Source organism: Streptomyces sp. NPDC085596, assembly GCF_044541565.1.
Lineage (GTDB): Bacteria > Actinomycetota > Actinomycetes > Streptomycetales > Streptomycetaceae > Streptomyces.
Genome location: NZ_JBITTC010000003.1, coordinates 114158 through 140468 on the forward strand (window position 1 = coordinate 114158; position 26311 = coordinate 140468).

Genomic DNA, 26311 nt, shown 5'->3' on the forward strand with positions numbered 1-26311 from the left:
GTGCACGAGCTGTCGATCGCGACCGCGATCGTGGAGCAGGCCGGGCAGATCGCTCGCGCGGACGGCGCCGGGGACGTCTCCTCGGTGACCGTGCGGGTCGGCGAGCTGGCGGGTGTGGTGCCGGACGCGCTGCACTTCGCCTTCGAGGTGGCCCGTGACGGCACCTCGCTCGCCTCGGCCCGTCTGGTGGTGGAGCAGGTGACCGCGGTGGCCTGGTGCGGCGGGTGCGCAAAGGAGTTCACGGTGGGCATGCCCCCGTTCTTCTGGTGCCCGGCCTGTGACAAGCCGTCGCAGGATCTGCGCAGCGGACGGGAGTTGGAGATCACCGCCGTGGAGGCGGTCTCCTGAGCCCTGTACGCGCGAACCGGCCCCGTCCTTCCTGGGCGGGGCCGGTTCGCGTGTGTCCGGCTCAGCAGATGCGAGGAAGCTGCTCCCCGAGCGGCAGATCCAGCACACGGGTGCCGCCGAGCCCGGTGGCGACGGTGACCATGCCGGGGTGCTCGGTCACGCACTCCCCGATCAGCGCGGCCCCCGCGCCCTGCGGGTGGGCGCGCATCGCGGCGAGTACGGCGTCGGCGTGCTCGCGGGGTACGAAGGCGACGAGCCTGCCCTCGTTGGCGACGTAGAGCGGGTCCAGGCCGAGGAAGCCACAGGCGCCTGTGACTTCGTCCGGCACCGGCACGGCGCGCTCGGTGATCCTGACGCCGGTGCCGGAGGCGCGGGCGATCTCGTTCAGGGAGGCGCCGAGGCCGCCCCTGGTGGGGTCGCGCAGCACATGCACGTCCTTGGTGACGGCGAGCATGGCCGCGACGAGCCCGGCCAGCGGCGCGGTGTCGGACACGATCTCGACGCCGAACTCCAGCCCCTCCCGCACGCTCATCACCGCGACACCGTGCAGCCCGATCGGTCCGCTGACGATGACGGCGTCGCCGGGCCGGGCGCGCTGGGGGCGGATGTCGACGCCGTCGGGGACGAGGCCGACGCCGGCGGTGGTGACGTAGACGCCGTCGCCGTGGCCGGACTCGACCACCTTGGTGTCGCCGGTGGCGACGGTGACGTCCGCGGCACGTGCGGCGGCGCCCAGCGCGCGGGCGATCCGGTCGACCACGGCGAGTTCGACGCCCTCCTCCAGCACGAACGCCGTGGACAGGTAGGCGGGCTTCGCGCCGCTCATCGCCAGGTCGTTCACCGTGCCGTTGACGGCGAGGTCGCCCAGGCAGCCGCCGGGGAAGAACAGCGGGCGCACCACGTAGGAGTCGGTGGAGAACGCCAGCCGGGCGCCGCCGAGTTCGAGCACGGCGGAGTCGGCGAGCGCGGCCAGGGTGGGGTTGCCGTAGGCGGGGGCGAAGACCTGGTCGATCAGTTCGGCGGAGAGGGCGCCGCCTCCGCCGTGACCCATGACGACCACGCCCTGGTCGCGCAGGGGGGCGGGGCAGGTCCAGTTGACGGGGTCGACAGCGGGGGCTTCGGTGAGGTCAGCCAACGGGGTTCATCTCCTCTCGCGGGATGCGCGATCCGCGCGGCGTTGGGCCGCCTTCCATGCGGCGGTACAGGTAGTAGGCGGCGCAGGCGCCCTCGCTGGAGACCATGGTGGCGCCGAGCGGGGTGCGCGGGGTGCAGGCGGTGCCGAACGCCTCGCACTCGGTGGGCTTGATGAGGCCCTGGAGCACCTCTCCGGCCCGGCAGACGGCGGGTTCCTCGGTGCGGATACCTGCGACGTCGAAGCGGTGCTCGGCGTCGTAGGCGCGGTACGCCTCCGCGAGGCGCCAGCCGCTGGCCGGGATGCGGCCGATGCCGCGCCAGTTGCGGTCGACCACCTCGAAGACGTCTTCGAGCATGCGCAGGGCGGCCGGGTTGCCCTCTTCGCGGACGGCGCGCGGGTAGGCGTTCTCCACCTTGTGCTCGCCGCGCTCCAGCTGGTGGACGGCGCGGCGGATGCCCTCCAGGATGTCCAGCGGTTCGAACCCGGTGACCACCATCGGTACCCGGAACCGCTCGGCCAGTTCCGGGTACTCGGCGGTGCCCATCACGCTGCACACGTGCCCGGCGGCGAGGAAGCCCTGCACCCGGCACTCGGGGGCGCTCATGATGGCCTCGACGGCCGGGGGGACCCGGACGTGGGAGACCAGCAGGCTGAAGTTGTCCAGGCCGAGGCGGCGGGCCTGGTGGACGGCCATGGCGTTGGCGGGGGCAGTGGTCTCGAAGCCGATGGCGAAGAACACCACCTGCTTCTCGGGGTGCCTGCGCGCCAGCTCGAGCGCGTCGAGCGGGGAGTACACCACGCGTACGTCGCCGCCCTCGCCCTTGACCCGGAACAGGTCGCGGTCGGTGCCGGGCACCCGCAGCATGTCGCCGAAGGAGCAGAAGATCACCTCGGGGCGGGCGGCGACCGCGAGGGCCTTGTCGATGACGTCGAGCGGGGTGACGCACACCGGACAGCCGGGACCGTGGATCAACTCGACCTCATCGGGGAGGAGTTGATCGATGCCGTGGCGGATGATGGAGTGGGTCTGGCCGCCGCAGACCTCCATCAGGGCCCAGGGCCGGGTGACGGTGGCGCGGATCTCGTCCAGCAGGCGGCGCGCCAGCGCGGGGTCGTTGAACTCGTCGATGTACTTCACCGGTTCTCACTCCCGCTTCCCTGTCGCTCCGCCTGCTCCCAGGCGTCGCCGAACTCCTCCTCCAGCAGACCGAGTTGCTCGAAGAGCTCCAGCGAGGCGCGGGCCGACTCCTCGTCGAGCTTCTGGAGGGCGAAGCCGACGTGGACGATGACGTACTCCCCCACCTTGACGTCGGGCAGGTACTCCAGGCACGCCTGTTTCTGCACTCCGCCGAAGTCGACGAGCCCGGTGAGCGGGTCGGCGCCATCGTCGATGGCCACGACCTTGCCGGGCACTGCTAGACACATGGGTCACTCCGTCTCGTGTGAGGTGTGCTGATGGCCGGGTCGGCGGATCAGCGGGCTCGGGCCGGCCGGGGCACGTGGGCCGCGACCATGAGCTGTCCGAGCGCCAGACCGCCGTCGTTGGGCGGCACCTGGCCGTGCCGCAGGACGGTGAAGCCGTCGGCCGTGAGCCGGGCGGTGCTGTCCTCCTCCAGCAGGGCGTTGGCGAAGACCCCGCCGGTGAGGGCCACGGTGGTCAGGCCGGTTGCCGCGCGGGCACGTCGGCACAGCTCGGCCACCGCTCCGGCGACGCCCCGGTGGAAGCGGGCGGCGAGCACGGGCGCGGGCACGCCCCGGCGCCGGTCGGCGAGGAGGGCGCGCAGCACCGGGGCGGGGTCGGCCTGCGGTCCGGGGGTGAAGCCGAAGGGGTACTCCCCGCTGTCCGCGTCCCGCGCTTCGAGTGCCAGGGCTTCCAGGGCGAGCGCGGCCTCGGCCTCGTGGCCCGCGCGGTGGCAGGCGCCGGCGAGGGAGGACACGGCATCGAAGAGGCGCCCCATGCTGCTGGTCGGCAGACAGGCAATCTGGTGGGTCAACTGACCCTTCAGCACGGCGAGTTCGGTCTCCGTGCAGGCGGCGACGCTGGGCAGGTCCGGTGTCCAGTCGAGCCCGGCCGCCCAGAGCCGGGCCAGCGCCTGCCGGCAGGGGTTGGCGACGCCCGCGTCTCCGCCGGGCAGCGGGGCGGGGGCGAGGTGGGCGAAACGCCGGTACCCGGTGTAGTCGGCGAGCAGGATCTCGCCGCCCCATACGGTGCCGTCGTCCCCGTATCCGGTGCCGTCGAAGGCGACGCCGATGACGGGGGTGGTGCCGTCGAGGCCGTGTTCGGCCATGGCGGAGGCGATGTGGGCGTGGTGGTGCTGGACCGACACCGGTTCCGGCAGGGCGGCTTCGGTGGCGCGGCGGCGGGCGTGGGCCGTCGAGTGGTAGCCGGGGTGCCGGTCGGCGGCGACCAGACGCGGGGTGACGCCGGTGAGGGCGGCGAGGTGGATCTCGGCGCGGCGGGCGGCGTCCAGGGTGGCGAGGTCGCCCATGTCACCGATGTGCGGCCCGAACCACGCCTGGTCGTCCTCGCCGAGGCAGAGCGCGTTCTTCAGGTCGCCGCCGACCGCGAGCGCGGGCCCGACCGGTACCGGGAGGGTCAGCGGGCGGGGCACGTATCCGCGTGAGCGGCGCAGGAGTTGGGCGGTGCCGTCGGGGCGTACCCGGAGCAGGGAGTCGTCGCAGGGGGCGGCGATGGTCCGGTCGTGGGTGAGCCAGGCGTCGGCAAGGCCGGCGAGCCGGATCAGCGCCTCGGCGTCGTCGGTGACGATGGGCTCGCCGGAGCGGTTGCCGCTGGTCATGACGAGCGCGGGGGGTCCGGGGGGATCGCCGGGCAGGCCGAACAGCAGGGTGTGCACGGGGGTGTAGGGCAGCATGACGCCGATGTGGGGGCTGCCGGGCGCGATCTCGTCGGCGAGGCGGGGGCCGCCGGGCGTGGTGCGGGCGCGCAGCAGGACGATGGGGCGTTCGGGGCCGGTGAGGGCGGCGCGTCCGGCTTCGGTGAGGTGGGCGACGTGTTCGGCGGTGGCGAGGTCGGCGCACATCACCGCGAACGCCTTGCCGGCGCGTTCCTTGCGGGCGCGCAGGGTGGCGACGGCGCGCGGGTCGGTGGCGTCGCAGGCGAGATGGTAGCCGCCCAGGCCCTTGACGGCGACGATCCGGCCCTGGGCGAGCAGGGCCCGCGCGGCGGTGAGGGCTTCGGCGTCGCGGGCCGGGCGGACTCCGGTGCCCTCGGCGGGGACGAGGCTGAGACCGGGGCCGCAGTCGGGGCAGGCGACGGGCTGGGCGTGGAAGCGCCGGTCGAGCGGGTCGCCGTACTCGCGGGCGCAGGCGGGGCACATCGGGAAGCGGGCCATGGTGGTGGCCGCGCGGTCGTAGGGCATCGCGGTGGCGATGGTGAAGCGGGGGCCGCAGTGGGTGCAGGTGACGAAGGGGTGCCGGTGGCGGCGGTCGGCCGGGGTGGCGAGTTCGCGCAGGCAGTCGGCGCAGGTGGCGGTGTCGGGCGGCAACTGGGTGCGGCCGGTGGTGTGTTCGGTGGCCCGGATGGTGAACGCGTCGTCGGTGCCGGTGGCGGGCAGGTCCTCGTGGCCGATGCCGGTGACCGAGGCGAGCGGGGGCGGGCGTTCGGCCAACTCCGCGCAGAAGAGCTCCACTTCCGCGAGGGGGCCTTCGACCTCGACGAGAACGCCGTCGGCGGTGTTGCCGACGAAGCCGGTGAGGGCGTGGTCGGCGGCGAGCCGGTGCACATGGGGCCGGAAGCCGACCCCCTGCACCGTGCCCCGCACGGTGAGGCGGCGGCGCACCCGGCCCGTCGCGGGGGCGGTCATGCGCGGGGAGCGGCGGCCGGCTGGTGCGAGTGGTGGCCTTCGGAGCCGTGGGAGTGCCCGCCGTGGTCGTGGCTGTGCGGGCCGGGGGCCAGCGGCGGGCGGTGGGCCGGGGGTGCGTGGCGGACGGCGAGGGCGCGCTCCAGCAGGGCGTCGACGCCGTCGCCGCTGCGGGCGCAGGTCCGTACGGTCTCGACGCCGGGGTTGACCCGCTGGACGTTGGCCCGGAAGGCGGCCTCGTCGAAGCGGGCGGCCTCGGCGAGGTCGGTCTTGGTGATGGCGACCAGGTGGGCGGAGCCGAACGCGGTGGGGTACTTCAGCGGCTTGTCCTCGCCCTCGGTGACGGCCATCAGGGAGATCCGCAGGGTCTCGCCGAGGTCGTAGGAGGCGGGGCAGACGAGGTTGCCGACGTTCTCCACGAACAGCACCTCGGTGTCGGCGGGGAGCCAGCCGTCCAGGCGGTCGCGGACCTGGCCGGCCTCCAGGTGGCACAGGCCGTCGGTGAGGAGCTGCTGGACGGGGGCGCCGGAGCGGGCGAGGCGCTGGGCGTCGTTCTCGGTGGCCAGGTCGGCGGTGAGCGCGGCCACGGGGACGCCGCGCTGGACGGCGCGGGCGAGGACGCGGCCGAGGAGTTCGGTCTTGCCGCTGCCGGGGCTGGACAGCAGGTTGACGACCGTGACGCCCCGTTCGGTGAGGTCCTCACGGAGGCGGGCGGCGAGATCGTCGTTCTTGGCCAGGACGGCCTGCTTGACGTCGGACCGGCACATGGGCACAGCTCCTCGGGAAGATCGGGCGCCTAGACCCTGGGCCGTGCCGGGCACGGCCCAGGGGTCTCACCGATCTTCGGCTCCGCCGGCCCCGGGCCCGGGCAGCGCAGCCGCGTGCGGGGGCCCGGATTCCATCGGGCGGCCCAACGGGGGCGGGGGTGCGGCCGGGTCGGCCAGCAGTACGGGGATCAGGGTGTGCAGCGCGTCGACCGCCCGTTCGACGGCCGCGCGCACGGCTTCGCTGAGGCCGGGGGCGATGTCCTCGTCCGGGTTCGGCAGCACGGCGGGCTCGCAGGCCAGGACGAGGACGCGGGGCAGGGGTTCGTCGCCGAGGTGGGTGGCGAGGGCGAGCACCTTCTGCGGGTCCATGCCGTGGGCCTCGGGCACGACGGTACCGTCCGGTGGTTCGGCCTCGACCAGGGAGAGGGTGCCGGGGCGCTGCCCGCGCGGGGCGGCGTCGACGAGGACGGCGGTGGCGCAGCCGCCGAGCAGGGCGTAGGCGAGGTCCATGCCCCGGATGCCGAAGTCCCGCACGTGTGCGCCGGGCGGGAGGGGGCGCCGGTCGAGGGCGCGGATCACCTCGGGGCCGAAGGCGTCGTCGCCGAGGAAGATGTTGCCGACGCCTGCCACCAGCAGGGGTTCGGGGGCGGTCATCGGCCGTCTCCGAGGTGCAGGGGGCGCGTGGCGCCGGCGGGGACCTTGCGGACGAAGGCCGAGCGCAGGGCGTGGTAGGGCGCGGTGGGGTCGGAGAAGATGGCGTGCATACGGGCGAGTTCGTCGCGCCGGTGGTCGGCGAGGGGCCGTACGGCTTCGTCGGCCTGGCGGGCGGCGGCCTTGGCGGCGATCCGGTCGGCGAGGCCGGGGGCGGTGGCGAGTTCGGCGGCCATGGCCTCGACGGTGCCCGCGAAGTCCCCCGGTGCGGCGGGGACGAGACGGTCCACCAGACCGAGCCGGACCCCTCGGGCGGCGCTGACCGGCAGCGCCTCGGCGGTGAGGCGGCGCGCGGTCTCGGGGCCGGTGCGGCGGGGCAGGGTGTACGTCCAGAACTCGGAGCCGTACAGGCCCATGCGCCGGTAGTGCGGGTTGAGGACGGCGCCGGTGCGGCACCAGACCTCGTCGGCGGCGAGGGCGAGCATGGCGCCTCCGGCGGCGGCGTTGCCCGCGAGCGCCGCGATCACCAGCCGGTCGGTGGTGCGCAGTACGGCCTCGACCACGTCGTCCATGGCGTCGAGGTTGCGCCAGGACTCCTCGCCGGGGTCGGGGGCGCCCTCGATGACGTTGAGGTGGATGCCGTTGGAGAAGAAGTCGCGGGCGCCGCCGAGGACGAGGACGGAGGTGGGGCGGGCAAGGGCGTACTCGTAGGCGGCGAGGAGTCTGCGGCACTGGTCGGTGCTCATCGCGCCGCCGGGGAAGGAGAAGCTCACGAAGCCGGTGGTGCCGTGCTCGCGGTAGCGGATGTCGGCGTAGGTGCGGCGGCCCGCGGGGAGGTCGAGCGGGGCCGGGATCTCGGGCAGCGCGGGGGCGTGCGGGGCGCTCCAGGAGGCGAGGACGGTGGCGGCGGGGCGGCGGAAGGGCGCCGGGTCGCCGGAGTTCTTGCGGGGGCGCAGCTCGGGAATCCATACGGCGCCGTCGCGGGTGGCGCGGCAGACGGCTCCGGCGCGGGTGGCGAGGAGGTCGCCGGGGCGGCCGCGCAGCTGGTCCTCCAGGTGGCCGCCGTGCAGGAAGACCTCGCGGCCGTGGAGTTCGTCGAGGACGCCGGGCTGGGAGTCGGCGCCGCGCAGCTTGCGCAGCACGGCCTCGGTGTCGTCGTGTTCCCAGTCGATGCGGCGCCGGTCCTGGCGGAAGTAGTCGCGCCAGGTGACGGAGGGCCAGTCGCCGGTCTGCGGGCGTGGTTTGTGGTCGCCGTCGGCGTACCGGCGCACCGCCCGGTGCAGGGCGGTCATGGCGGCGTCGGCGGCCTCGTTGCGGTACAGGTCGCTCTTGCCGGCGGCCGGTACGGGGAAGGGCTCGTCGGCCCAGATCGCGCCCGCGTCCATGCCCGCCTCGGCCTGGAGGACGGTGACGCCCCACTGGGTGACGTCCCCGGCGACGGCCCAGTCCAGCGAGGAGGGGCCCCGGTCGCCCGGCGGGCCGGGGTGCACGATCAGGCAGGTGTGCTCCCGCCACACGTCCTCGGGGAGCGCCGTCTTCAGCATGGGCGCGACGATCAGTTCGGGGCACAGTTCGCTTACGGCGGTGCGGACGGGGCCGGGACCGTGCGTGGCGAGTACGACGTCCACCCGGTGGCCGGCGTCCGAGAGTTCGGCGTAGGCGCGTTGGGAGAGGCTGTTGAACGCGCTGGCGACCAGCAAAATGTCCATGAGACCGTATATTCGTCCATGTTCCAGGCGTGATGTAGGACCATCGGAACGTTTCCTCACCCCTACTCGGCCGCTTCCGCTCGTACCTGGGCATTCCGGGCCGTTCGAGCCGAGCGCACGTTCGGTCACCGTTCTGGGGTTCGGATGCGAGGGTCGTCCGACCGGGTGACGATGGGGGTACGTCGGCCCGTTTCCCTCCGCCGGGGAGGACCCATGACCGCTTCCGCCACCGGGCGTTTCGACCCGGCGCGTGTGGCCCAGCTGTCCGGGCGGTTCGCGCCCGTCACCGAGGAGGTGGACGAGGTCTCCCTCGTCGTGGAGGGAGAGCTGCCCGAGGACCTGGACGGCGTCTATCTGCGCAACGGCCCCAATCCGCGCTTCACCCCGATCGGCTCGTTCCTGTATCCGATCGACGGCGACGGCATGCTGCACGGCGTGTGGATCGAGGGCGGCCGGGCCCGCTACCGCAACCGCTTCGTGCGCACCCCCGCCGTGGTCGCCGAGGAGCGGGCGGGCCGGGCGCTCTGGGGCGGCATCGAGTCGATGATCACCCCGGACGAGCGGGAGGTCGGGCCGGAGCTGGCCCACACCTTCCGGGACCTGCCCGACATCAACGTGGTCCGGCACGCGGGCCGGCTGCTGGCGCTGGCCGAGGCGGGCTGCCCGTTCCGGATGACCCCGGAGCTGGAGACGGCGGGCCGGGAGACCTTCGGCGGCGCCCTGCCCGCCGGGATCACCGCGCACCCGAAGACCGATCCGGTCACCGGCGAGATGGCGGTGTTCTGCTACGCGCTGGAGCCGCCGTACCTGACGTGGTCGCTGATCGCCCCGGACGGGACGGTGACGCGGGGTCCGGTGCCCGTCGACGGCGTCGACGAACCGATGATGATCCACGACATGGCGCTCACCGGCCGCTTCCTGGTGCTGGTCCTCGCCCCCGTCTTCTTCGACCTGTCCGCGGCGATGAGCGGCGGCTCGCTGATCGACTGGCGCCCCGAGGCGGGCACCCGCGTCCTGCTGATCCCGCGCGACGGCTCGCCGGTCCGCGAGGTGTCGGACGACGCCTTCTGGCTCTGGCACACCGTCAACGCCCACGACGAGGCCGACGGCACCGTGGTGCTGGAGTACGTGCAGTGGTCGCGGCTGTCCCTCGGCGAGGCGGACGGCGAGCCGAACCGGAGCACGCTGGTCCGGGCCGTGCTGGACCCGGCGACCGGCCGGATGCGGCGTACGACGCTGGACGACGCCCGCGTGGAGTTCCCGCGCGTCGACGACCGCCGGATCGGCGGCCGGCACGGCCGGGTCGCGGTGGCCTGGGACAGCGAGCGCTCCCCCGGCCTGCTGCCGGGCGAGTTCGACGCGCTGCGCTGGTACGACACCGGCGCGCCCGGTGCCCCGTCCCGTAGCTGGTACGGCGGTGATCTGTCGGTGGGCGAGCCCGCGTTCGCGCCTTCGCCGGGGCACACCGACGAGGACCGGGGGTACTGGCTGGCCTTCGCCACCGACCGCACGGACGGCGGTGCCCGCCTCCTGGTGTTCCCCGCCGGGGAGCCGGAGAGCGGACCCGTGGCCCGGGTGCGCATCCCGGTGCGCGTCCCGCTCGGTCTGCACGGGAACTGGCTGCCGACCGAGGAGTAGCCGGGGAGCAGCCGAGGAGTAGCCCACGCGGCCCAGTGGGCGTCCCCCGGTGTCCGGTTTGCCCGTAGCGTTCGTCAGAGGTGATCGCCGGTCAGCTCGGCGGGTGCGGAGGCGAGGCGGGCGCGTGGTGGCTGGTGACGGGCGGCGGACGGGGCGCGAGCGTTCCGGTCCGGCCGCGCGGGGCGCGGTGCCGGGCAGCCGTCCGGCGTACTCCGTGCGGCTGCCCTCGGTGACCCGGTCCATCCCGCGTACCTCGGTGGCCGAGCGGACCGTGGGCTGGCTGCGGGTCGCCGCGGCCTACGCGTGGCGGCTCATCCTGGTCGGGATCGTCGTCTGGGGCATCTTCAGTGTGCTGGGCCGCTTCCAGCTCATCGCCGTCTCGCTGTTCCTGGCGCTGGTCGTCACCTCGGTGCTGCGGCCGCTCGCCGATGTGCTGGACCGGTTCATGCCCCGCCCGCTGAGCGTGGCCGTCGCCCTCATCGGCAGCATCCTGCTGGTCCTGGGACTGCTCGCGCTGGTGGGCAACGCCGTGGCGGGCGAATCGGCGCGGCTGAGCGGGGAGTTCCGGGGCGGGGTGCACCGGATCGAGGAGTGGCTGCGGCAGCCGCCGTTCCGGCTGAGCGCGGGCCGGCTGGCCGCGCTCCAGCAGGAGGTGACGGACTATCTCTCCCGGCACCGGGCCAGCCTGTTCAGCAGTGCGGTGTCCGGGCTCGGCCGGGTGGTGGAGGTGATCACGGGCGGGGCGCTGGCGCTGTTCGCCTCGGTCTTCTTCATCCACTCCGGCGAGAAGCTGTGGAGCTGGGTGAGCCACCGGCTGCTGCCGCGTGGCGCCCGACCGAGGTGGGACCGCGCCGGGCGCGCGGCCTGGCGGACCTTCGCCGGGTACACGCGGGGCATCATCATCATCGCCGCGACCAACGCGATCCTGGTCGGCATCGTGCTGTTCATCCTGCGGGTGCCGCTGGCGCTGCCGCTGACCCTGCTGGAGTTCTTCGCCGCGTTCGTGCCGCTGGTGGGTTCGCCGGTGGCGCTCGGGGTGGCGACGGTCGTGGCGCTGGCGGGGCGCGGTCCGCTGACGGCCGCCGCGGTGCTGGTGCTCATCGTGGTGATCGGCCAGTTGGAGGGGCATGTGCTGCATCCGCTGGTGATGAGCTGGGCGGTGCGGCTGCATCCGCTGGTCGTCGCGGTGTCCGTGATCGCGGGGAGCATCGTGGCCGGGGTGATCGGTGCCGTGGTGGCGGTGCCGTTCGTGTCGGTGGTGTGGGCGGTGCTGGGCGCGCTACGGGCGCCTCCCCCGACCTAGCTCGCGGCCCCGCCGAGCGCGACGCTGGCCTCGACGGCGTGGACGTCGGCGAGGACGCCTGTGTCGTCGGCGTCCGAGGCGAGCGCGAGCAGGAAGGCGGCGTGGTCACCGGCGACCACGGTCAGTTCCAGGCGCGCGGTGCCGCCGTCGTGCGGGACGTCCAGGGCGACGGTGTGCGCGGGGCGGCCGCCGAGTTCGGTGCGGCAGGACTCGGTGAGGGTGGGCGCCGCGTCGGGGAAGAAGAACTCGGCGTTGGAGCGGGCGGCGCCCTCGGCCGTCCGGCGCAGTTCCGTGCTCGGCACCGGCCGTCCGGCGGCGCCGGTCAGCACGGTGGCGTCCTCGGCCGGGGTGGCCTCGGAGGCGCGGCTGATCCGGGAGGAGAAGGCGCCGATCAACTTCCGGTCCGCCGCCGGGTCGTGCCGCCAGCCCTCGGGCACGGCGTAGGAGACGCCCGCGCGGGTGTCGTTCACCCGGGGTCGGTCGCCCTCCTTGCCCGACCAGGAGAGCGCGGCACCTCCGCACGCGACAGTCACGCCGAGCGCGGCGAGCCCCGCCCACAGCCGCCCGTGCCCGTGGCCGCGCCGTGGTGCCGGGGTGTTCGGTGATGGCGTCGTCATGCCCTCAGCCTGCCCGACAGGGCGCGAGTACGCCTGAGTGCGGGTACTCAAGTGCCGTCGTCCTGAGTAGCGGCCGCGTCCGGGCTGAGTACGCGCGCTCAGGTGTCCGCCGCCGGGAGGGCCGTAGCGTCGGGGGTGCCGGAGCGGCGGGAACCAGGCGCTGGTGTACGCCGCCGGGCTGGTGCCGGCCTGGCAGGTGGTCGTCGCATGACGGTGCGCGGGCCGGCCGGGGGAAGGCCGGGTCCCGCGCACGGGTGGGCTGCCGGTGCGTCAGCCGTTGGCGAGGCTGCGCAGCCTGGTGAGGGAGCCGTTGAACTTGTCGTGGTCTCCGACCGTCTTGCCGGAGGAGGTGTACTGCCACATGGTGTACGTGGACCAGCCGGCCGGCAGGGTCCCGGCGGTGGAGGCGTAACGGGCGATCCACAGGGGGTGGGAGCCGAAGCCGGAGTAGTTGCCGGTGCAGTCCTTCCACCAGTTGGTGGCCGTGTAGATGACGGCGGAGCGGCCGGTGCGGGCCTTGTAGCGGTTCAGGAAGTCCTTGATCCAGCTGACCATGCCGCTCTTGGACTTGCCGTAGCAGGACGCCCCGTAGGGGTTCCACTCGATGTCGAGGACACCGGGCAGGGTCTTGCCGTCCTTGGACCAGCCGCCGCCGTGGTCGACGAAGTAGTCGGCCTGGGTCTTGCCGCTGGTGGTGTCGGGGGTGGCGAAATGGTACGAGCCCCGGATCATGCCCGCGCTGTAGGGGCCGTTGTACTGCTGGGTGAAGTAGGGGTTCTTGTAGTACGTCCCCTCGGTCGCCTTGGTGTAGGCCCACTTGGTGCCCGCACCCCACAGGGTGGACCAGGCGACGTTGCCCTGGTGGCTGGAGACGTCCACGCCCTCGGTCTGGGTCACCCGGTAGGCGGCGGACCGGTCGTCGGCCAGGGGCGCGCCCCCGTCGTGGGCGCGTACGCCCACGCCCATGTAGGCGCTGCCGCGCGGGGCGGTCGGCCCGCCGGAGTCGGGCACGGCGGCGGGGGGCGACAGGAAGAGGAGGAGGCCGGTCAGGACGCCGGTGAGACACAGGCGTGAGCTGCGGCCGCTGGGGAGGAGTATGTCGCTTCGCACGACATCCATCTGACCCGGCATCGGGCCGTCCCGCACGCCGGATACCGCCGGGCGAAGCCATGTGCGGCCGGCCCTTGGGCCATGTGGGTGCCCTCGGGTAGGTGCCCGGCCGGGAGGGTGCCCCCGGCCGGGCGACGGAGGAAGCGGGTCAGCCGTCGATGCGGTGCTGGGTCCAGAAGGAGGTCAGGTCGGTGCCGGTCGCGGCCTGGGCGGCGGCCTTGAACTCGGCGGTGGTGGAGACGCCGTACCAGTGGGCGGTGGCGTAGTCCTTCAGCAGCTTGGCCATCGCGGTGTCGCCGAGGACGCGGCGCAGGTCGTGCAGGGCGCACTTGCCGTAGCCGTAGACGACGGTGGAGTAGCGGGAGGAGTGGGCGTCCCAGTAGGCCATCGAGTTGGTGATCTTCTCGGCGCTGGAGGCCCAGGAGACGCTGCTCCAGCAGCCGGAGCCGGTCTTGCCCTGGGCGAGGTCGGTGGCGTAGTCGGTGAAGGACTCGTCCAGCCAGGGGGTGTTGTACTCGTCGTCGCCGACGATGCCGTACCACCACTGGTGGGCGATCTCGTGGGTGAGGGCGGTGGTGCTGACCAGGTCGAGGACGAAGCCGGGGTACTCCATGCCGCCGAACCAGAAGTTGTTGTCGATGACCGCGTCCAGCTCCCCGTAGGGGTAGGCCCCGAAGCGGCCGGCGTGGGCGTCGACGGCGCTCCTGGCGGTGCTCAGCATCGACTGGGCGTTGGCGGAGCTGATCCCGGAGACGGAGTAGACGTTGACCGGGACGCCGCCGGGCGAGGTGCCGGAGATCTTGCTGAAGGGTCCGGCGGCCCAGGCGAAGTCGCGCACCTTGGACGCGGTGGCGGTGGTGACCGTACGGCCGCTGGTGCCGGGGGTGTCGGTGGAGGTGCCGGTGGCGGGGACCAGCAGGGTGCTGGGGTGGTCGAGGGTGACCTTGAAGTCGGCGGCGAGCGAGTAGAAGGACTCGCCGTTGTTGGTGTACGGGTCCAGGTGCCAGCCGGCGCCGTCACGGACCGCGAGGACGGGCAGGGCGTTGCCGATGAAGCTGAAGGCGCCGTCGTGGCCGAACCGGTCGGCGCCGTCGGGCACGGTGATGCCGAGGTCGAAGCCGATGGTGGCGCTCTGTCCCTGGGCAAGCGGGGCCGGAAGCGTGATCTTCAGGGCGGTGCAGGCCACGGAGAGGTCGCCCGCCGTGCCGCCGGTGACGTTGCTGACCTTGATGGGCGGCGCCGAGCACGTGCCGTGGTAGTTGTCCCACAGCCTGAGGTAGACCTCGCCGAGCGCGGTGGCGGAGGCGTTGGTGAAGGTCGCGCTCTGGTGCCCGTTCCAGACGGTGCCCGTGCTGTCGCTGCTGAGGCTGACGGTGTAGGCGGGCGCGGCCGGGGTGCGCACGGAGTCGGCCGGGGGCGGGGTGGTGGTGCCGGAGGTGTCGAGGGCGATGTCGTCCAGGACGAAGCTGGTCTGGAGGCTGGAGTCCTCGGTGCCGGTGAAGGCGAGGTTCACGGTCTGGCCCGCGTACGAGGAGACGTCGATCGTCTTGCGGACGTAGCCGGCGGCACGGTCGAGGTTGGACCAGGTGGCGAGCGTGGTGGAGCCGGCCTTCACCGTGAGTTTGTCGTAGGCCGTGGACGACGTGGTCTCGGCGGTGTCGACATGAAGGTAGAAGCTCAGGGTGGCGGTCGCGCAGTCGCTCGGGACGGTGACGCTCTGGGTGAGGGTGTCGGTGCGGGTGCGTCCGGTGCCGTCGAGCCAGGCGAACGAGGTGCCGCCGTGGGCGCTCTGGCCGGTGCGGCTGGTGATCAGGCCGGACGGGGCTTCGGTCCAGGGTGAAGTGCCGCTTTCGAAGCCGCCGTTGACGACCGACTGCGTCGGGGTGCACGCGGCGGCCGCCGGGGCTGTGGTGTCGGGCCGGGCGGTGGCGGGGAGGGAGAGGGCGATCAGGGCGGCTGCGGTGAGCACGCCGGTGGCGAGCGCCCGGTGGGGGGTGGGTCTCACACGCTACTCCTTTGGCGGCGGCCGGGGTTCGGCCTGCTCGGTGGCCGCGTGCCGGACGGGGAGTGCGCCGGGGCGGCCGAGGGGCGGGGTTGCGCGATCGCTGTGCGGAGGTGCGGCCGCGCCCCTGCGGGCGTGGTTGCCGAAAGAGTGACAGATTTGACCAGGGCATGCCAGACGGTCGGTCGGGGCGCCGGTGCCGCCGGGTGCGGGGCACGGTACCGGGGCCGGGTCAGGCGGTGCGCAGCTCCATGAAGACCGCGCGCAGCCGGGTGCCGTCCGGGCCGGGCCAGCCGGTCGCCACATGGCCGGCCGCGCCCTCGGGACAGGCGGGCGGCTCGGCGCCGGGGACCGGGCGCAGGACCCGGTGGACCCGCAGCACGGTGCCGTGGGGCGCGGGCAGGCCGGTGCCGGCCGCGTCGTCGGCGGGGGCCGGGGTGTGCGCGGCCGTGGGGAGGGGATCGCCGGTGTAGGAGCGGGTGACCTCGTGGTCGGGGGTGTTGCTGACTCGCTGGGCCATGGCCTGGGCGGTGCCGCCGATCAGGGCGAGCAGTTCCGTGGTCAGCACCGGGTCGTGGCAGCCGTCGTAGACCCAGCGCTTGCCGAGGACACCGTGTTCCGAGGTGCCGATCAGGGCGGCCTCGGCTCCGGCTAGGGGCGCGGCGCGGTAGGTGAGCGGGACCAGGTACGCGGTGGGCTCGGGGGTGGAGCTGTCGGTGACCACCATGAACTCGATGCCGACCTCGCCCTCGGGGTCGTCGAGACGGAAGCCGCCGGTCCGCTCCAGCTCGGGCGCGCCGGAGCCGAGGTACCAGGGGCGGGTGGGGAGCCAGGGGGTGAGGAGTTCGAGCTTGGTCGGGGTGAGGGTGGTCTGGTGGATGACGGCCATCGAGCGGTGCCCCTCCTGCGTACGGTGCCGGAACCTCTGAAGTCTTCCACACCGGGAGTGGGGCAACTGTGACCTGCGGTGCGGCAGTTGAGATGGTCCGGCTTCTGGCCCTGGGGGCCGCCCGGCGGTATACAAGGCCGGTCGATGGCGCGGGAAGCGCCGGTCCGAATCCGAGGGGGACGATCTCATGGTGCGTGGCGGAAAGACGGCAAGACGGCGCCTGCGGGCCGGGCTGGGGACGGTGCTGGGCGGGTGTGCCCTGGTCGCCGGTTCCGTGGTCCCGGCGGCCGCGCATCCCGCCGGGCACCGTACGGAGTACGTGGCGCTCGGCGACTCCTACACCTCGGGCCCGCTGATACCCCGCCAGGTGGACGCCAACTGCGCCCGCTCGGACCGGAACTACCCCTCGCTGGTGGCCGCCGGGCGCCGGGTGGGCACGTTCAAGGACGTCAGCTGTTCCGGTGCGACCACGGCCGAGATGTGGCGGGCGCAGGGCACCAACGGTCCCCAGCTGGACGCGGTGAACCGGGGCACCGACCTGGTGACGGTGCAGATCGGCGGCAATGACGTGGGCTTCGGCTCGATCATCGCCACCTGCGCCCGGCTCGGCACGGGCGACCCGACGGGCAACCCGTGCGAGCGCTCCTACCGGGCCGCCGGGTACGACGAGTTGGCGGTCGCGGTGGCCCGTACGGCGCCCAAGGTCGACCGGGTGCTGCGGGCCGTGCGCGCGCGGGCGCCGCACGCGCGCGTGCTGCTGGTCGGCTACCCGGACCTGCTGCCCGACGACGGCTCCGGCTGCTTCCCCTCGGTGCCGTTCGCGCGCGGCGACTTCCCGTATCTGCGCGACACCGGGAAGCGGGTCAACCTGATGCTGCGGCTGGTCGCGGCCTGGAACCGGGTGGAGTACGTCGACACCTACGGGCCCACGGTCGGCCACGACATGTGCAAGGCGCCCGCCGAGCGCTGGATCGAGCCGCTCCAGCCGGCCTCCCCCGCCGCCCCCGCCCACCCCAACGAGCGGGGCGAGGCGGCGATGGCGACGGCGGTGCTGGACCGGCTGGACCGGGGGCACGGCCGGCGCTGACCGGCCGCGCACCCGGGCCGGGGCTCAGTCCCCGAGTGCCCCGAGGACGACGCCCTGGGCCTCCTCCTGCACCCGCGTGAGGTGGTCCGGGCCGAGGAACGACTCGGCGTACACCTTGTACACGTCCTCGGTGCCCGAGGGGCGGGCCGCGAACCAGGCGTTGGCGGTGGTGACCTTGATGCCACCGATGGGGGCGCCGTTGCCGGGCGCCTCGGTGAGGACGGCGGTGACCTCCTCACCGGCCAGGGTGTCGGCGGTGACCTGGGCCGGGGACAGCTTGGCGAGCAGTGCCTTCTGCTCGCGGGTCGCCGGGGCGTCGATGCGGGCGTAGGCGGGCTCGCCGAAGCGGGCGGTGAGACCGGCGTAGTGCTCGGAGGGGGTGCGGCCGGTGACGGCGGTGATCTCGGAGGCGAGGAGGGCGAGGAGGATGCCGTCCTTGTCGGTGGTCCAGACCGAGCCGTCGCGGCGCAGGAAGGAGGCGCCCGCCGACTCCTCGCCGCCGAAGCCGAGGTCCCCGCTGAGCAGGCCGTCCACGAACCACTTGAAGCCGACCGGCACCTCGACGAGACGGCGGCCCAGGTCGCCGGCGACGCGGTCGATCATCGTGGAGGAGACCAGGGTCTTGCCGATGCCCGTGGCGTCGGGCCACTGGTCGCGGTTGCGGTAGAGGTAGTCGATGGCGACGGCGAGGTAGTGGTTGGGGTTCATCAGCCCGGCGTCCGGGGTGACGATGCCGTGCCGGTCGGCGTCGGCGTCGTTGCCGGTGGAGAGGGCGAACCGGTCGCGCTGCTCGATGAGCGAGGCCATCGCGTACGGGGAGGAGCAGTCCATGCGGATCTTGCCGTCCCAGTCCAGCGTCATGAAGCGCCAGGTGGGGTCGGCGTGCGGGTTGACGACGGTCAGGTCGATGCGGTGCTCGTCGGCGATCCGGCCCCAGTAGCCGACGGAGGCGCCGCCGAGCGGGTCGGCGCCGATGCGCAGCCCGGCGTCCCGGATCGCGTCCAGGTTCAGCACGCTGGGCAGGTCACGGACGTAGGCGCCGAGGAAGTCGTACCGGCCGGTGGTGTCGGCGGCGAGCGCGCGGGCGTAGGGGATACGGCGTACGTCCTTGCATCCGCCCGCGATGATCTGGTTGGCGCGGTCCTGGATCCAGGAGGTGGCGTCCGAGGGGGCCGGGCCGCCGCTCGGCGGGTTGTACTTGAAGCCGCCGTCGGCGGGCGGGTTGTGCGAGGGGGTCACGACGACGCCGTCCGCGAGGCCGGTGGTGCGGTCCCGGTTGTGGGCGAGGATGGCGTGCGAGACGGCCGGGGTCGGGGTGTAGCCGTCCTCGCTGTCGATGAGCACGGTGACGCCGTTGGCCGCGAACACCTCCAGGGCGGTGACCCGCGCGGGCTCGGACAGGGCGTGGGTGTCGGCGCCGAGGAACAGCGGGCCGTCGATGCCCTGGGCGGCGCGGTACTCGCAGATCGCCTGGCTGGTGGCGGCGATGTGGTCCTCGTTGAACGCGGCCGCCAGGGACGAGCCCCGGTGTCCCGAGGTGCCGAAGGCGACCCGCTGCGCGGGGTCGTCCAGGTCGGGGTGCAGCGCGTAGTACGCCGTGACCAGGCGGGCCACATCGACAAGGTCCTCGGGACCGGCCGGACGGCCGGCTCGCTCGTGCGCCATGGGTCCGCTCCTCCGCATCAGTGTTTTTCGAACGCTCGGGGCCATTTTGGCTCGTCACGGGCCGTGCGGGCGAATGGACCCGCACCGGGCGGTGCCTACTTGCGCCCCACCGCCGCGTACAGCGGGAGCCGCTCGCCCTGCTGACGGCCGGCGGTGTCGGGGCGCCAGTCGGTCACGAACCCGATGCCCGGCTCCAGCAGGTCCAGTCCGGCGAAGAACTTGGCGAACTCGGCGCGGGAGCGGACCTGGACGGTGGTGCCGCCGCGCCGGTAGACGTCCACGACGGCGTGCCAGGTGTCCGGGTCGATGTCGGCGGTGGCGTGGGAGAGGACGAGACAGCTGCCCGCCGGGAGCGGGTCGAGCAGTTCGCGGACCACGTCGTACGCGCCCTGCTCGTCCGGGACGAAGTGGAGCAGGGCGACCATGGAGAGCGCCACGGGCTGTTCGAAGTCCAGCAGCTCGCGGGCGGCCTCGACGATCTTCCCGGGTTCGCGGGCGTCGGCCTGGATGTAGGCGGTGCCGCCCTCGGGGGCGCTGCTGAGCAGGGCCTGTGCGTGGCGCAGCACGATCGGGTCGTTGTCGACGTAGACGACCCCGCACTCGGGGGCGACGGCCTGGACCACCTGGTGCAGGTTGGGTTCGGTCGGTATGCCGGTGCCGATGTCGAGGAACTGGCGTATGCCCAGCTCGGCCAGGACGCGGGAGGCTCGATGCATGAACTGGCGGTTGGCGCGGGCGAGTTCCGGTACCTGGGGGAAGAGCGATCGCACCTGTTCGCCGGCCGCCCAGTCGACCGGGTAGTTGTCCTTGCCGCCGAGGAACCAGTCGTACATCCGGGCCGGGTGGGGCTTGCTGGTGTCGATGGCCGTCGGCTGTCGTTCGGTGTCGGGCACGGGGGCGTTCTCCTCTGCTCCGGTGGGGGGTCCTGCGTCCGGGTTTCTCTGCCCAACAGGGTTGGTGTGCAAGCATGTTGGGGCGTGACTGGAGTGGCCGGAGGGGGAAGCGTGACGAGGACGGAAGACACGGTGCTGCGGGTCGGCGCCGAGGGCGGCGAGGCCCTGCTGCTGCGGCCCTGGCGGCCTCAGGACGCGGCCGGGCTGGTGCTGGTTCAGCGGGGAGACACGGCGCTACGGCGCTGGACGGGCGCGGCCGTGGACGACGAGACGGCTGCCGCGCGATGGATCGCCGTGCAGGCGCGGGGCTGGGAGACGGGCGACCGGCTGGCGTTCGCCGTGATGGCGGCCGACTCCCCTTTCCCGGAGAGGGAGCTGCTGGGCCATGTCGTACTCAAGGAGGTGCTCTCGGGCGGCGGCCGTGCCGAGGTCGGCTACTGGACGGCCGCGCGGGCGCGGGGCCGGGGCGTGGCCCCGCGCGCGCTGACGGCGTTGACCGAGTGGGCGTTCGACGGCGGCGCGGGCCGAGGGCTGACCCGGCTGGAGCTGCTGCACCAGATGGACAACACGGCGTCCTGCCGGGTGGCGCTCAAGTGCGGCTACGAGCCGGCCGGGGTGCTGCCCGCCGCGCCGCCCGAGTTTCCCCGCGACGGGCATCTGCACGTGCGGCACGCGTGACGCTCCCCGGCCGCGCCCCGGGGTCCGGTCAGGGCAGGATGGCGTCGACGTAGCCGCCGTCCACGCGGAGCGCTCCCCCGGTGGTGGCCGACGCCTGGTCGGAGCTGAGGTAGACGACCATGTTGGCGATCTCCTCCGGCTCGATCAGCCGCTGGATCAGGGACTGCGGGCGGTACTCGCGCATGAAGACCCGCTGGGCCTCGTCCCAGGGCAGGTTCTTGTCCACGAGTTCGTAGACGAAGTTCTCGACGCCCGCGGTGTGGGTGGGGCCCGCGATGACGGAGTTGACGGTGACGCCGGTGCCCGCCGCCTTCTTGGCGAAGCCCCGGCTCACCGCGAGCAGGGCGGTCTTGGACATGCCGTACTGGATCATCTCGGCCGGGATGACGATGGCCGAGTCGCTGGCGATGTACAGGACGCGGCCCCAGCCGCGGTCGGTCATGCCGGGCAGGTAGAGCCGGGTCAGCCGGACGGCGGCGAGGACGTTGATCTCGAAGTAGCGCCGCCACTCGTCGTCGGTGATCTCCAGCGGGTCGGCGGTGCCGAAGATGCCGAGGTTGTTGACGAGGATGTCCACCTGGGGCAGGTCGCGCAGCAACTGCCGGGCGCCCTCCTCGGTGGACACGTCGGCGGCGGCCGCGACGAACTCGGCGTCGGGGGCCTGCTCGGCGAACTCGGCGATGCTCGCGGAGACACGCTCGGCGTCGCGGCCGTTGACGGCCACGCGGGCACCGGCGCGGGCGAGGCCCACGGCGATGGCCGCGCCGATGCCCTGCGTGGAGCCGGTGACCAGGGCGGTGCGTCCGGTCAGGTCGAGGTGCATGGGGCGGGGGTTTCCTTCCGGTGCGGGTGCGGCGGCTGCGCCCAGTGTGCGGGGGCGGGGCGTGCCGGACGGAGAGGCGCCGTCCGCCCGCGTGTTCTCCCCTCCCCCGCGTCTCCCCCGTATCCGGAAGGAATGCCCTGGTGCCGGGCCGTCAGTTCAGCTTGAACTTCTGGGCGGCCGCGCCGTCGCAGTCCCAGATCTGGAGCCGGGTGCCGTTGGCCGTGGTGCCGTTGGGGGTGTCGAGGCAGCGGCCGGACTGGGGGTTGCGCAGCGAGCCGTCGGCCTGCTGCTCCCACTTCTGGCCTCCGGCCCCGTTGCAGTCCCACAGCTCGACCTGGGTGCCGTTGGCGGTGCCGTTGCCGTTGATGTCCAGGCAGCGGCCGAGGGTGCCGAGCGAGGTGTCGGCGCGGTGGAACCAGTGCTGGTCGACGGACCAGGTCTGGCAGTCCCAGAGCTGGACGGCGGTGCCGTTGACGCCGGAGTCGTCGGCGGCGACGTCCACGCACTTGCCGCCGGGCGCGGCGACCGGTGCTCCGCCGTTGACGGAGAACTTCTGGGCGGCTGAGCCGTTGCAGTCCCAGATCCGCAGCCGGGTGCCGTTGGCCGTGGTGCCGTTGGGGGCGTCGAGGCAGCGGCCGGACTGGGGGTTGCGCAGCGAGCCGTCGGCCTGCTGGACCCACTTCTGCCCGCCGACGCCGTTGCAGTCCCACAGCTCGACCTCGGTGCCGTTGGCGGTGCCGTTGCCGTTGATGTCGAGGCAGCGGGAGATCGTACCGAGGGAGGTGTCGGGGTTGTGGGTCCAGTGCTGGTCCTCGGCGTAGGTCTGGCAGTCCCAGAGCTGGACGCCGGTGCCGTTGACCCCGGTGTCGTCGGCGGCGACGTCCACGCACTTGCCGCCGGGGCCGGTGATGGTGCCCTGGGGGCCGTTGGGGACGTTGGTCTGGCCGGAGTAGCCGGCCGCGACGACGTTGGCCTGCACCGCGTTCTCGGCGGCGTCGGACGGATAGCCGGAGACCATGGCGCCCTCGAAGAAGGTGCCCATGTTCCAGTTGCTGTTGTCACCGCCGGTGCCGAGGATGATGCCGCCCTCCTGCTGCATGGGCCGGTAGCCGCCGCGCGAGGGCAGCGCGCCGTCCCACCAGGTGCTCAGGGAGCCGGTCTGGGAGTTGCCGCCCTTGAGGGCATACCGGGTCTGGCCGTCGTTCTTCAGCACGGCGGTGACGTAGGTGCTGCTGTTGCCCCGGTTGGCGAGGTTGGAGCCGTTGTCGCCCTGGAACATGCCGTTCTCCAGGTCGGCCTCGACCCAGGGGCCGTTGCCGGTGCAGGGGGCGAAGTAGCAGGTGGTGGCGATGCTGACGGCGTCCATGTGGCCGTTGCCGGTGTCGGCGGGGGTGCGTTCGGCGTTGCCGTAGTCGAAGCAGCAGGCGGAGCCGACGTGGGTGCCGCTGGCCACCATGTAGACGCCCTCGGGCTGTCCGCCCACCGCGACGCCGGAGGCGGCGCCGGAGGAGCGGTAGCCGACGCCGGGTGAGATCCAGATGCCGTAGACCTTGTGGCCGCCCGCGGTGACGGAGAGTTCGCTCGCGTCGGCGGCGCGGTCGGCGCCCATGCCCGCGGTGCCTGCCGGACCGGGGTTGAGGTCGTTGTGGCGGCTGGTCTGGTCGTAGATCTTCGTCATCCGACAGGTGGTGCCGCCGCAGAAGGTGTCCTGGCGGCCGGCGTCCGCGTAGCCGCCGGTGGCCAGGAGGCCGATGTCGGTGGCGGCGCCGTCGGAGGCGCGGGTGACCCGGTACAGCGGGCCGGCATAGCCGGAGAACAGCGCCCGGACGGTGCTGTGCGCGGCGACGCAGGGGGTGCCGGCGGCGGCGTAGATGTCGCAGGGCGCCGACCCGGCGGCCTGGGCGGGCGCGCTCAGTCCGGCGAGGGCGCCGAGCAGCAGGGCGAGTACGGACAGGACGGCCCAAAGGCGCCCGCGGAGACCTGGTAACACGGCGGATCTGAATGCGCGCATCGTCTGCTCCTTCGGCCGGCCGTGCGGTGGGGCGGCGGAGTCGACGACTCCTCACGGCCGCTCGGGAACGTACGAAGCGCGATCGAACACGTCAAGATTTGTTGCTTCAGACTTGTTCAAGCTTTTGCCCGTGTGGTGATTTGTTGCTTTGGGCGGGCGGGCCTCTCAGCCGGGGGCTAGCTTCCGCCCAGCAGGCCGCGCATCGTCGCCAGGTCGGCGTCCCCCTGGTCCTGGTGGGTGCGGGGGCCGCAGGCGCGCAGGAGGCGGGTGAAGTCGGCGGCCGCCGCGTTGATGCGGGCGCCGAGGGCCGCGCCGTCCTGGGTGCCGAAGTCGCTGGTGGCGGCGTAGACGGGGCGTGGGGAGACGATGGCGTGGAGGTAGGAGAACATCGGGCGCAGCGCGTGTTCGAGGACGAGGGAGTGCCGTTCGGTGCCGCCGCTGGCGGCGATGAGGACGGGCATGTCGGAGAGGGTCTCCTCCGGGAGCACGTCGAAGAACGACTTGAACAGGCCGCTGAAGGACGCGTTGAAGGCGGGGGTGACGGCGATGACGCCGTCCGCCCCGGCGACCGTCTCGAAGGCCGAGTCCAGCGCCTCGCCGGTGAACCCGGTGAGCATCGCGTCCATGACGGGGTGGGCCAGCGGGCGCAGTTCGACGAAGGACAGTTCCACCGGTTCGCCCTGCGCCTCGAGTTCGCGGGTGACTGCCGCCGCCAGCCGGTCCGCGAGGAGCCGGGTGGAGGAGGGCTCGCGCAGCCCGCCCGTGATGATCGTGATCTTCATCGCGCCTCCGGGTCACCTTCGTCGGCCGGCTCTTGGCTCTCGCGTGCGCGCAGCAGCGAGGCGTGGGTGGGGGCCGCCGGGGTGCCCTCGGGCCGGTCCTTGGCGAACTCCCGGCGCAGTACGGGTACGACCTCCTCGCCGAGCAGGTCGAGCTGTTCGAGGACGGTCTTCAGCGGGAGTCCGGCGTGGTCGACGAGGAACAGCTGCCGCTGGTAGTCCCCGACATACTCGCGGAAGCTCAGCGTCTTCTCGACGACCTCGGCCGGTGAGCCCACGGTCAGCGGGGTCTGCCGGGTGAACTCCTCCAGCGAGGGCCCGTGTCCGTACACCGGGGCGTTGTCGAAGTAGGGCCGGAACTCGTTCACCGCGTCCTGGCTGTCGGGCCGCATGAACACCTGTCCGCCGAGCCCGACGATGGCCTGCTCGGGGCTGCCGTGGCCGTAGTGGGCGAACCGGCGCCGGTAGAGGCCGACCAGCTCCTTGGTGTGGGAGGCGGGCCAGAAGATGTGGTTGGCGAAGAAGCCGTCCCCGAAGTAGGCGGCGAGTTCGGCGATCTCGGGGGTGCGGATGGAGGCGTGCCAGACGAAGGGCGGCATGTCGTCCAGCGGGCGTGGCGCGAGGGTGAAGCCCTGGAGCGCGCTGCGGAACTTGCCCTCCCAGTCGACGGTCTCCTCGCGCCAGAGGCGGCGCAGCAGGTCGTAGTTTTCCACGGTGAGCGGGATGGCCTCGCGGATGTCCTGGCCGAACCACGGATAGACGGGGCCGGTGTTGCCCCGGCCCAGCATGACGTCGGTGCGGCCGCCGGACAGGTGCTGGAGCACGCTGAAGTCCTCGGCGATCTTCACCGGGTCGTTGGTGGTGATCAGCGTGGTGGAGGTGGAGAGGATGATCCGCTCCGTCTGCGCGGCGATGTACGCGAGCAGGGTGGTCGGCGAGGACGGCACGAAGGGCGGGTTGTGGTGCTCGCCGGTGGCGAAGACGTCGAGCCCGACCTCCTCGGCCTTGCGCGCGATGGCGACGGTGGCCTGGATGCGCTCCGCCTCGGTGGGGGTACGGCCCGTGGTGGGGTCGGGGGTGACGTCCCCGACGGTGAAGATGCCGAACTGCATCCCGGCCGCGCCGGTCGTTTCGGACGACGCCATGCTGGGCTCCTTCAGACGCTGCTGCGGAACTGGCGTACTGAGGTGGGGTTGCCGCTGTCCCGTCATCGTGTCACGCCGGGTGCGATCCGGCACTGGCGGGAAGGAGGCGAGGCTCCGGGGCGCGTGGGAGAATCGGGGGGTGTGCGGCCGTACGACTGTCATGCCGGAAATCGGGCGATCTGAGACAGGCGGTGTACGGCCGTCGAGGACACGTGGATCGATCCGCCGGGAGGCTCCCGTGAGCGAACGTCCCGAGGCGTGGCCGGTGCTGGACCACGCGGAACTGGCGCCCATGATCGAGTATGTGAACCGGGTCATTCAGGTCGCGGGCAAGTACTCGCTGGACGAACCCTTCGAGGTCGGCTGGGGCAACATCGTGCTGGAGGTGTCCCCGCGCGGGCTGCGCACGCCGACGTTCCGGCGGAACGGAGTGACCTTCACGGTGCACTACCGGCTGCTCGACGGTGACGTGGTGATCGAGACCGACGGCGCCTCACGGACGCTGTCGCTGGGGCGGACGTCCGTCGCCGACTTCTACACGGCGTTCTGCGAGGCCGCGTCCAAGCTGGGCATCCCGCATCCGCGCAGCGCGCAGATCTGCGAGATCCCCGCCGCCCCGCCGAACTTCGAGGACGACCGGGTCGAGCGGGTGTGGAACGCGCACTCGGCCCGGCTCATGTGGGAGGCGTTCGACCTCGCGGCGGACGGCCTGGAGGCGTGGCAGGCCCCGTTCCTCGGGCACCGGCCGCGCGTCGGCGTGATGTGGGGCGGGTTCGACCTGTCGGCGACCCGGTGGCGCCCGAAGCACACGACCCCCGCGCCCGAGGGCCCGCCCTTCATGCGCAACGCCCAGCTGCACGAGTACGTGTCGGTGGGGTTCTCCTTCGACAACACCCGCAGCGAGGGCGAGAGCCCGCTGGACATCGGCATGTACGCCTACATCTGGCCGCAGCCGGACGGTCTCACCGGCCGGTCCTGGGGTGTCGAGGGCGCCGACTGGCATCCGGACCTCGGTCTGGCGCTGCTGCCGTGGCAGAACCTGCGCCGGCTGCCGGACCCCCGCGGGGCGATCGTCAGGTTCGGCGACGCCGTGTACGACACGGCCGTCCAGACGTCGGGCTGGCCGGCCGATCTGGTCGGGCCGCGGGTCGACGGCTGGTACATGAGCGAGCATCAGCCGACCGAGCACGTGGGGCAGCAGGGCTGAGCCGACCGAGTTGAGCGGACCGGGTCAGACCGG

At 73.1% G+C, this 26311-nt stretch carries 23 protein-coding genes; 6 read left to right on the forward strand and 17 right to left on the reverse strand.

The annotated features are described in order from the left end of the window. Positions 1-348, forward strand: a complete 348-nt coding sequence (gene hypA / locus ACIGA3_RS10565) for a hydrogenase maturation nickel metallochaperone HypA (protein WP_399712817.1) — start codon at positions 1-3, stop codon at positions 346-348. Between the two features lie 61 nt (positions 349-409). On the opposite strand, the gene hypE is transcribed toward hypA, so the two are convergent. The 7 genes from hypE to ACIGA3_RS10600 all read right to left on the reverse strand — a co-directional run bounded on the left by hypE (position 410) and on the right by ACIGA3_RS10600 (position 8431). Further along, positions 410-1483, reverse strand: coding sequence for a hydrogenase expression/formation protein HypE (gene hypE, locus ACIGA3_RS10570; RefSeq protein WP_399712819.1), 1074 nt, complete (start codon positions 1481-1483; stop codon positions 410-412). Beyond that, positions 1476-2621, reverse strand: coding sequence for a hydrogenase formation protein HypD (gene hypD, locus ACIGA3_RS10575; RefSeq protein ID WP_399712822.1), 1146 nt, complete (start codon positions 2619-2621; stop codon positions 1476-1478). The genes hypE and hypD overlap by 8 nt, the downstream gene beginning before the upstream one ends. After that, a complete protein-coding gene (locus ACIGA3_RS10580) occupies positions 2618-2908 on the reverse strand; it encodes a HypC/HybG/HupF family hydrogenase formation chaperone (protein WP_399712823.1) in 291 nt (96 codons plus the stop codon). Before ACIGA3_RS10580 ends, hypD begins: the two co-directional genes overlap by 4 nt. Before the next feature lie 47 nt (positions 2909-2955). Further along, positions 2956-5307 carry a carbamoyltransferase HypF gene (gene hypF, locus ACIGA3_RS10585; protein WP_399712826.1) on the reverse strand — a complete coding sequence of 784 codons (2352 nt, stop codon included), beginning with the start codon at positions 5305-5307 and terminating at the stop codon, positions 2956-2958. Continuing rightward, positions 5304-6071 (reverse strand): hydrogenase nickel incorporation protein HypB, encoded by a 768-nt coding sequence (hypB, locus tag ACIGA3_RS10590; RefSeq protein ID WP_399712828.1) that lies wholly within the window; start codon positions 6069-6071, stop codon positions 5304-5306. Before hypB ends, hypF begins: the two co-directional genes overlap by 4 nt. Before the next feature lie 66 nt (positions 6072-6137). After that, complete coding sequence (locus ACIGA3_RS10595; protein ID WP_399712831.1) at positions 6138-6725, reverse strand: hydrogenase maturation protease; 588 nt, start codon at positions 6723-6725, stop codon at positions 6138-6140. Beyond that, a complete protein-coding gene (locus tag ACIGA3_RS10600; RefSeq protein ID WP_399712834.1) occupies positions 6722-8431 on the reverse strand; it encodes a hydrogenase maturation protein in 1710 nt (569 codons plus the stop codon). Before ACIGA3_RS10600 ends, ACIGA3_RS10595 begins: the two co-directional genes overlap by 4 nt. A gap of 213 nt (positions 8432-8644) precedes the next feature. Here ACIGA3_RS10600 and ACIGA3_RS10605 point away from each other — a divergent pair, with 213 nt between their 5' ends. Further along, positions 8645-10069: a carotenoid oxygenase family protein gene (locus tag ACIGA3_RS10605; RefSeq protein ID WP_399712836.1), complete on the forward strand. Its 1425-nt coding sequence runs from the start codon at positions 8645-8647 to the stop codon at positions 10067-10069. A 124-nt stretch (positions 10070-10193) separates the two neighbouring features. After that, positions 10194-11372 carry an AI-2E family transporter gene (locus tag ACIGA3_RS10610; RefSeq protein WP_399712838.1) on the forward strand — a complete coding sequence of 393 codons (1179 nt, stop codon included), beginning with the start codon at positions 10194-10196 and terminating at the stop codon, positions 11370-11372. On the opposite strand, the gene ACIGA3_RS10615 is transcribed toward ACIGA3_RS10610, so the two are convergent. The 4 genes from ACIGA3_RS10615 to ACIGA3_RS10630 form a co-directional block, all read right to left on the reverse strand. Beyond that, positions 11369-11989 carry a hypothetical protein gene (locus ACIGA3_RS10615; protein ID WP_399712840.1) on the reverse strand — a complete coding sequence of 207 codons (621 nt, stop codon included), beginning with the start codon at positions 11987-11989 and terminating at the stop codon, positions 11369-11371. The two genes, ACIGA3_RS10610 and ACIGA3_RS10615, sit on opposite strands and share 4 nt — an antisense overlap. 270 nt (positions 11990-12259) lie before the next feature. Continuing rightward, positions 12260-13108, reverse strand: coding sequence for a lysozyme (locus ACIGA3_RS10620; protein WP_399712843.1), 849 nt, complete (start codon positions 13106-13108; stop codon positions 12260-12262). A 139-nt stretch (positions 13109-13247) separates the two neighbouring features. Beyond that, positions 13248-15104, reverse strand: a complete 1857-nt coding sequence (locus tag ACIGA3_RS10625) for a M1 family aminopeptidase (protein WP_399712846.1) — start codon at positions 15102-15104, stop codon at positions 13248-13250. 229 nt (positions 15105-15333) lie between these two features. After that, complete coding sequence (locus ACIGA3_RS10630; protein ID WP_399712848.1) at positions 15334-15990, reverse strand: 1,4-alpha-glucan branching protein; 657 nt, start codon at positions 15988-15990, stop codon at positions 15334-15336. Between the two features lie 187 nt (positions 15991-16177). Here ACIGA3_RS10630 and ACIGA3_RS10635 point away from each other — a divergent pair, with 187 nt between their 5' ends. Further along, positions 16178-17077, forward strand: a complete 900-nt coding sequence (locus ACIGA3_RS10635; protein ID WP_399712851.1) for an SGNH/GDSL hydrolase family protein — start codon at positions 16178-16180, stop codon at positions 17075-17077. Positions 17078-17101: 24 nt separating this feature from the next. On the opposite strand, the gene pgm is transcribed toward ACIGA3_RS10635, so the two are convergent. Continuing rightward, positions 17102-18742, reverse strand: coding sequence for a phosphoglucomutase (alpha-D-glucose-1,6-bisphosphate-dependent) (pgm, locus tag ACIGA3_RS10640; protein ID WP_399712853.1), 1641 nt, complete (start codon positions 18740-18742; stop codon positions 17102-17104). Between the two features lie 95 nt (positions 18743-18837). Next, positions 18838-19635, reverse strand: a complete 798-nt coding sequence (locus ACIGA3_RS10645) for an SAM-dependent methyltransferase (protein WP_399712855.1) — start codon at positions 19633-19635, stop codon at positions 18838-18840. 111 nt (positions 19636-19746) lie between these two features. Here ACIGA3_RS10645 and ACIGA3_RS10650 point away from each other — a divergent pair, with 111 nt between their 5' ends. Next, positions 19747-20313: a GNAT family N-acetyltransferase gene (locus tag ACIGA3_RS10650; protein WP_399712858.1), complete on the forward strand. Its 567-nt coding sequence runs from the start codon at positions 19747-19749 to the stop codon at positions 20311-20313. Between the two features lie 28 nt (positions 20314-20341). Here ACIGA3_RS10650 and ACIGA3_RS10655 read toward each other — a convergent pair whose 3' ends face one another. The 4 genes from ACIGA3_RS10655 to ACIGA3_RS10670 all read right to left on the reverse strand — a co-directional run bounded on the left by ACIGA3_RS10655 (position 20342) and on the right by ACIGA3_RS10670 (position 25038). Beyond that, positions 20342-21136: an SDR family NAD(P)-dependent oxidoreductase gene (locus ACIGA3_RS10655; RefSeq protein WP_399712861.1), complete on the reverse strand. Its 795-nt coding sequence runs from the start codon at positions 21134-21136 to the stop codon at positions 20342-20344. Between the two features lie 151 nt (positions 21137-21287). Then, positions 21288-23147 carry an arabinofuranosidase catalytic domain-containing protein gene (locus tag ACIGA3_RS10660; RefSeq protein ID WP_399712864.1) on the reverse strand — a complete coding sequence of 620 codons (1860 nt, stop codon included), beginning with the start codon at positions 23145-23147 and terminating at the stop codon, positions 21288-21290. Between the two features lie 176 nt (positions 23148-23323). Next, positions 23324-23929, reverse strand: a complete 606-nt coding sequence (locus tag ACIGA3_RS10665) for a CE1759 family FMN reductase (protein ID WP_399712867.1) — start codon at positions 23927-23929, stop codon at positions 23324-23326. After that, positions 23926-25038, reverse strand: coding sequence for an LLM class flavin-dependent oxidoreductase (locus ACIGA3_RS10670; protein WP_399713976.1), 1113 nt, complete (start codon positions 25036-25038; stop codon positions 23926-23928). Before ACIGA3_RS10670 ends, ACIGA3_RS10665 begins: the two co-directional genes overlap by 4 nt. A gap of 271 nt (positions 25039-25309) precedes the next feature. On the opposite strand from ACIGA3_RS10670, the gene ACIGA3_RS10675 reads away from it, so the two are divergent. Then, complete coding sequence (locus tag ACIGA3_RS10675; protein WP_399712869.1) at positions 25310-26278, forward strand: DUF5996 family protein; 969 nt, start codon at positions 25310-25312, stop codon at positions 26276-26278. Positions 26279-26311: the final 33 nt, after the last annotated feature.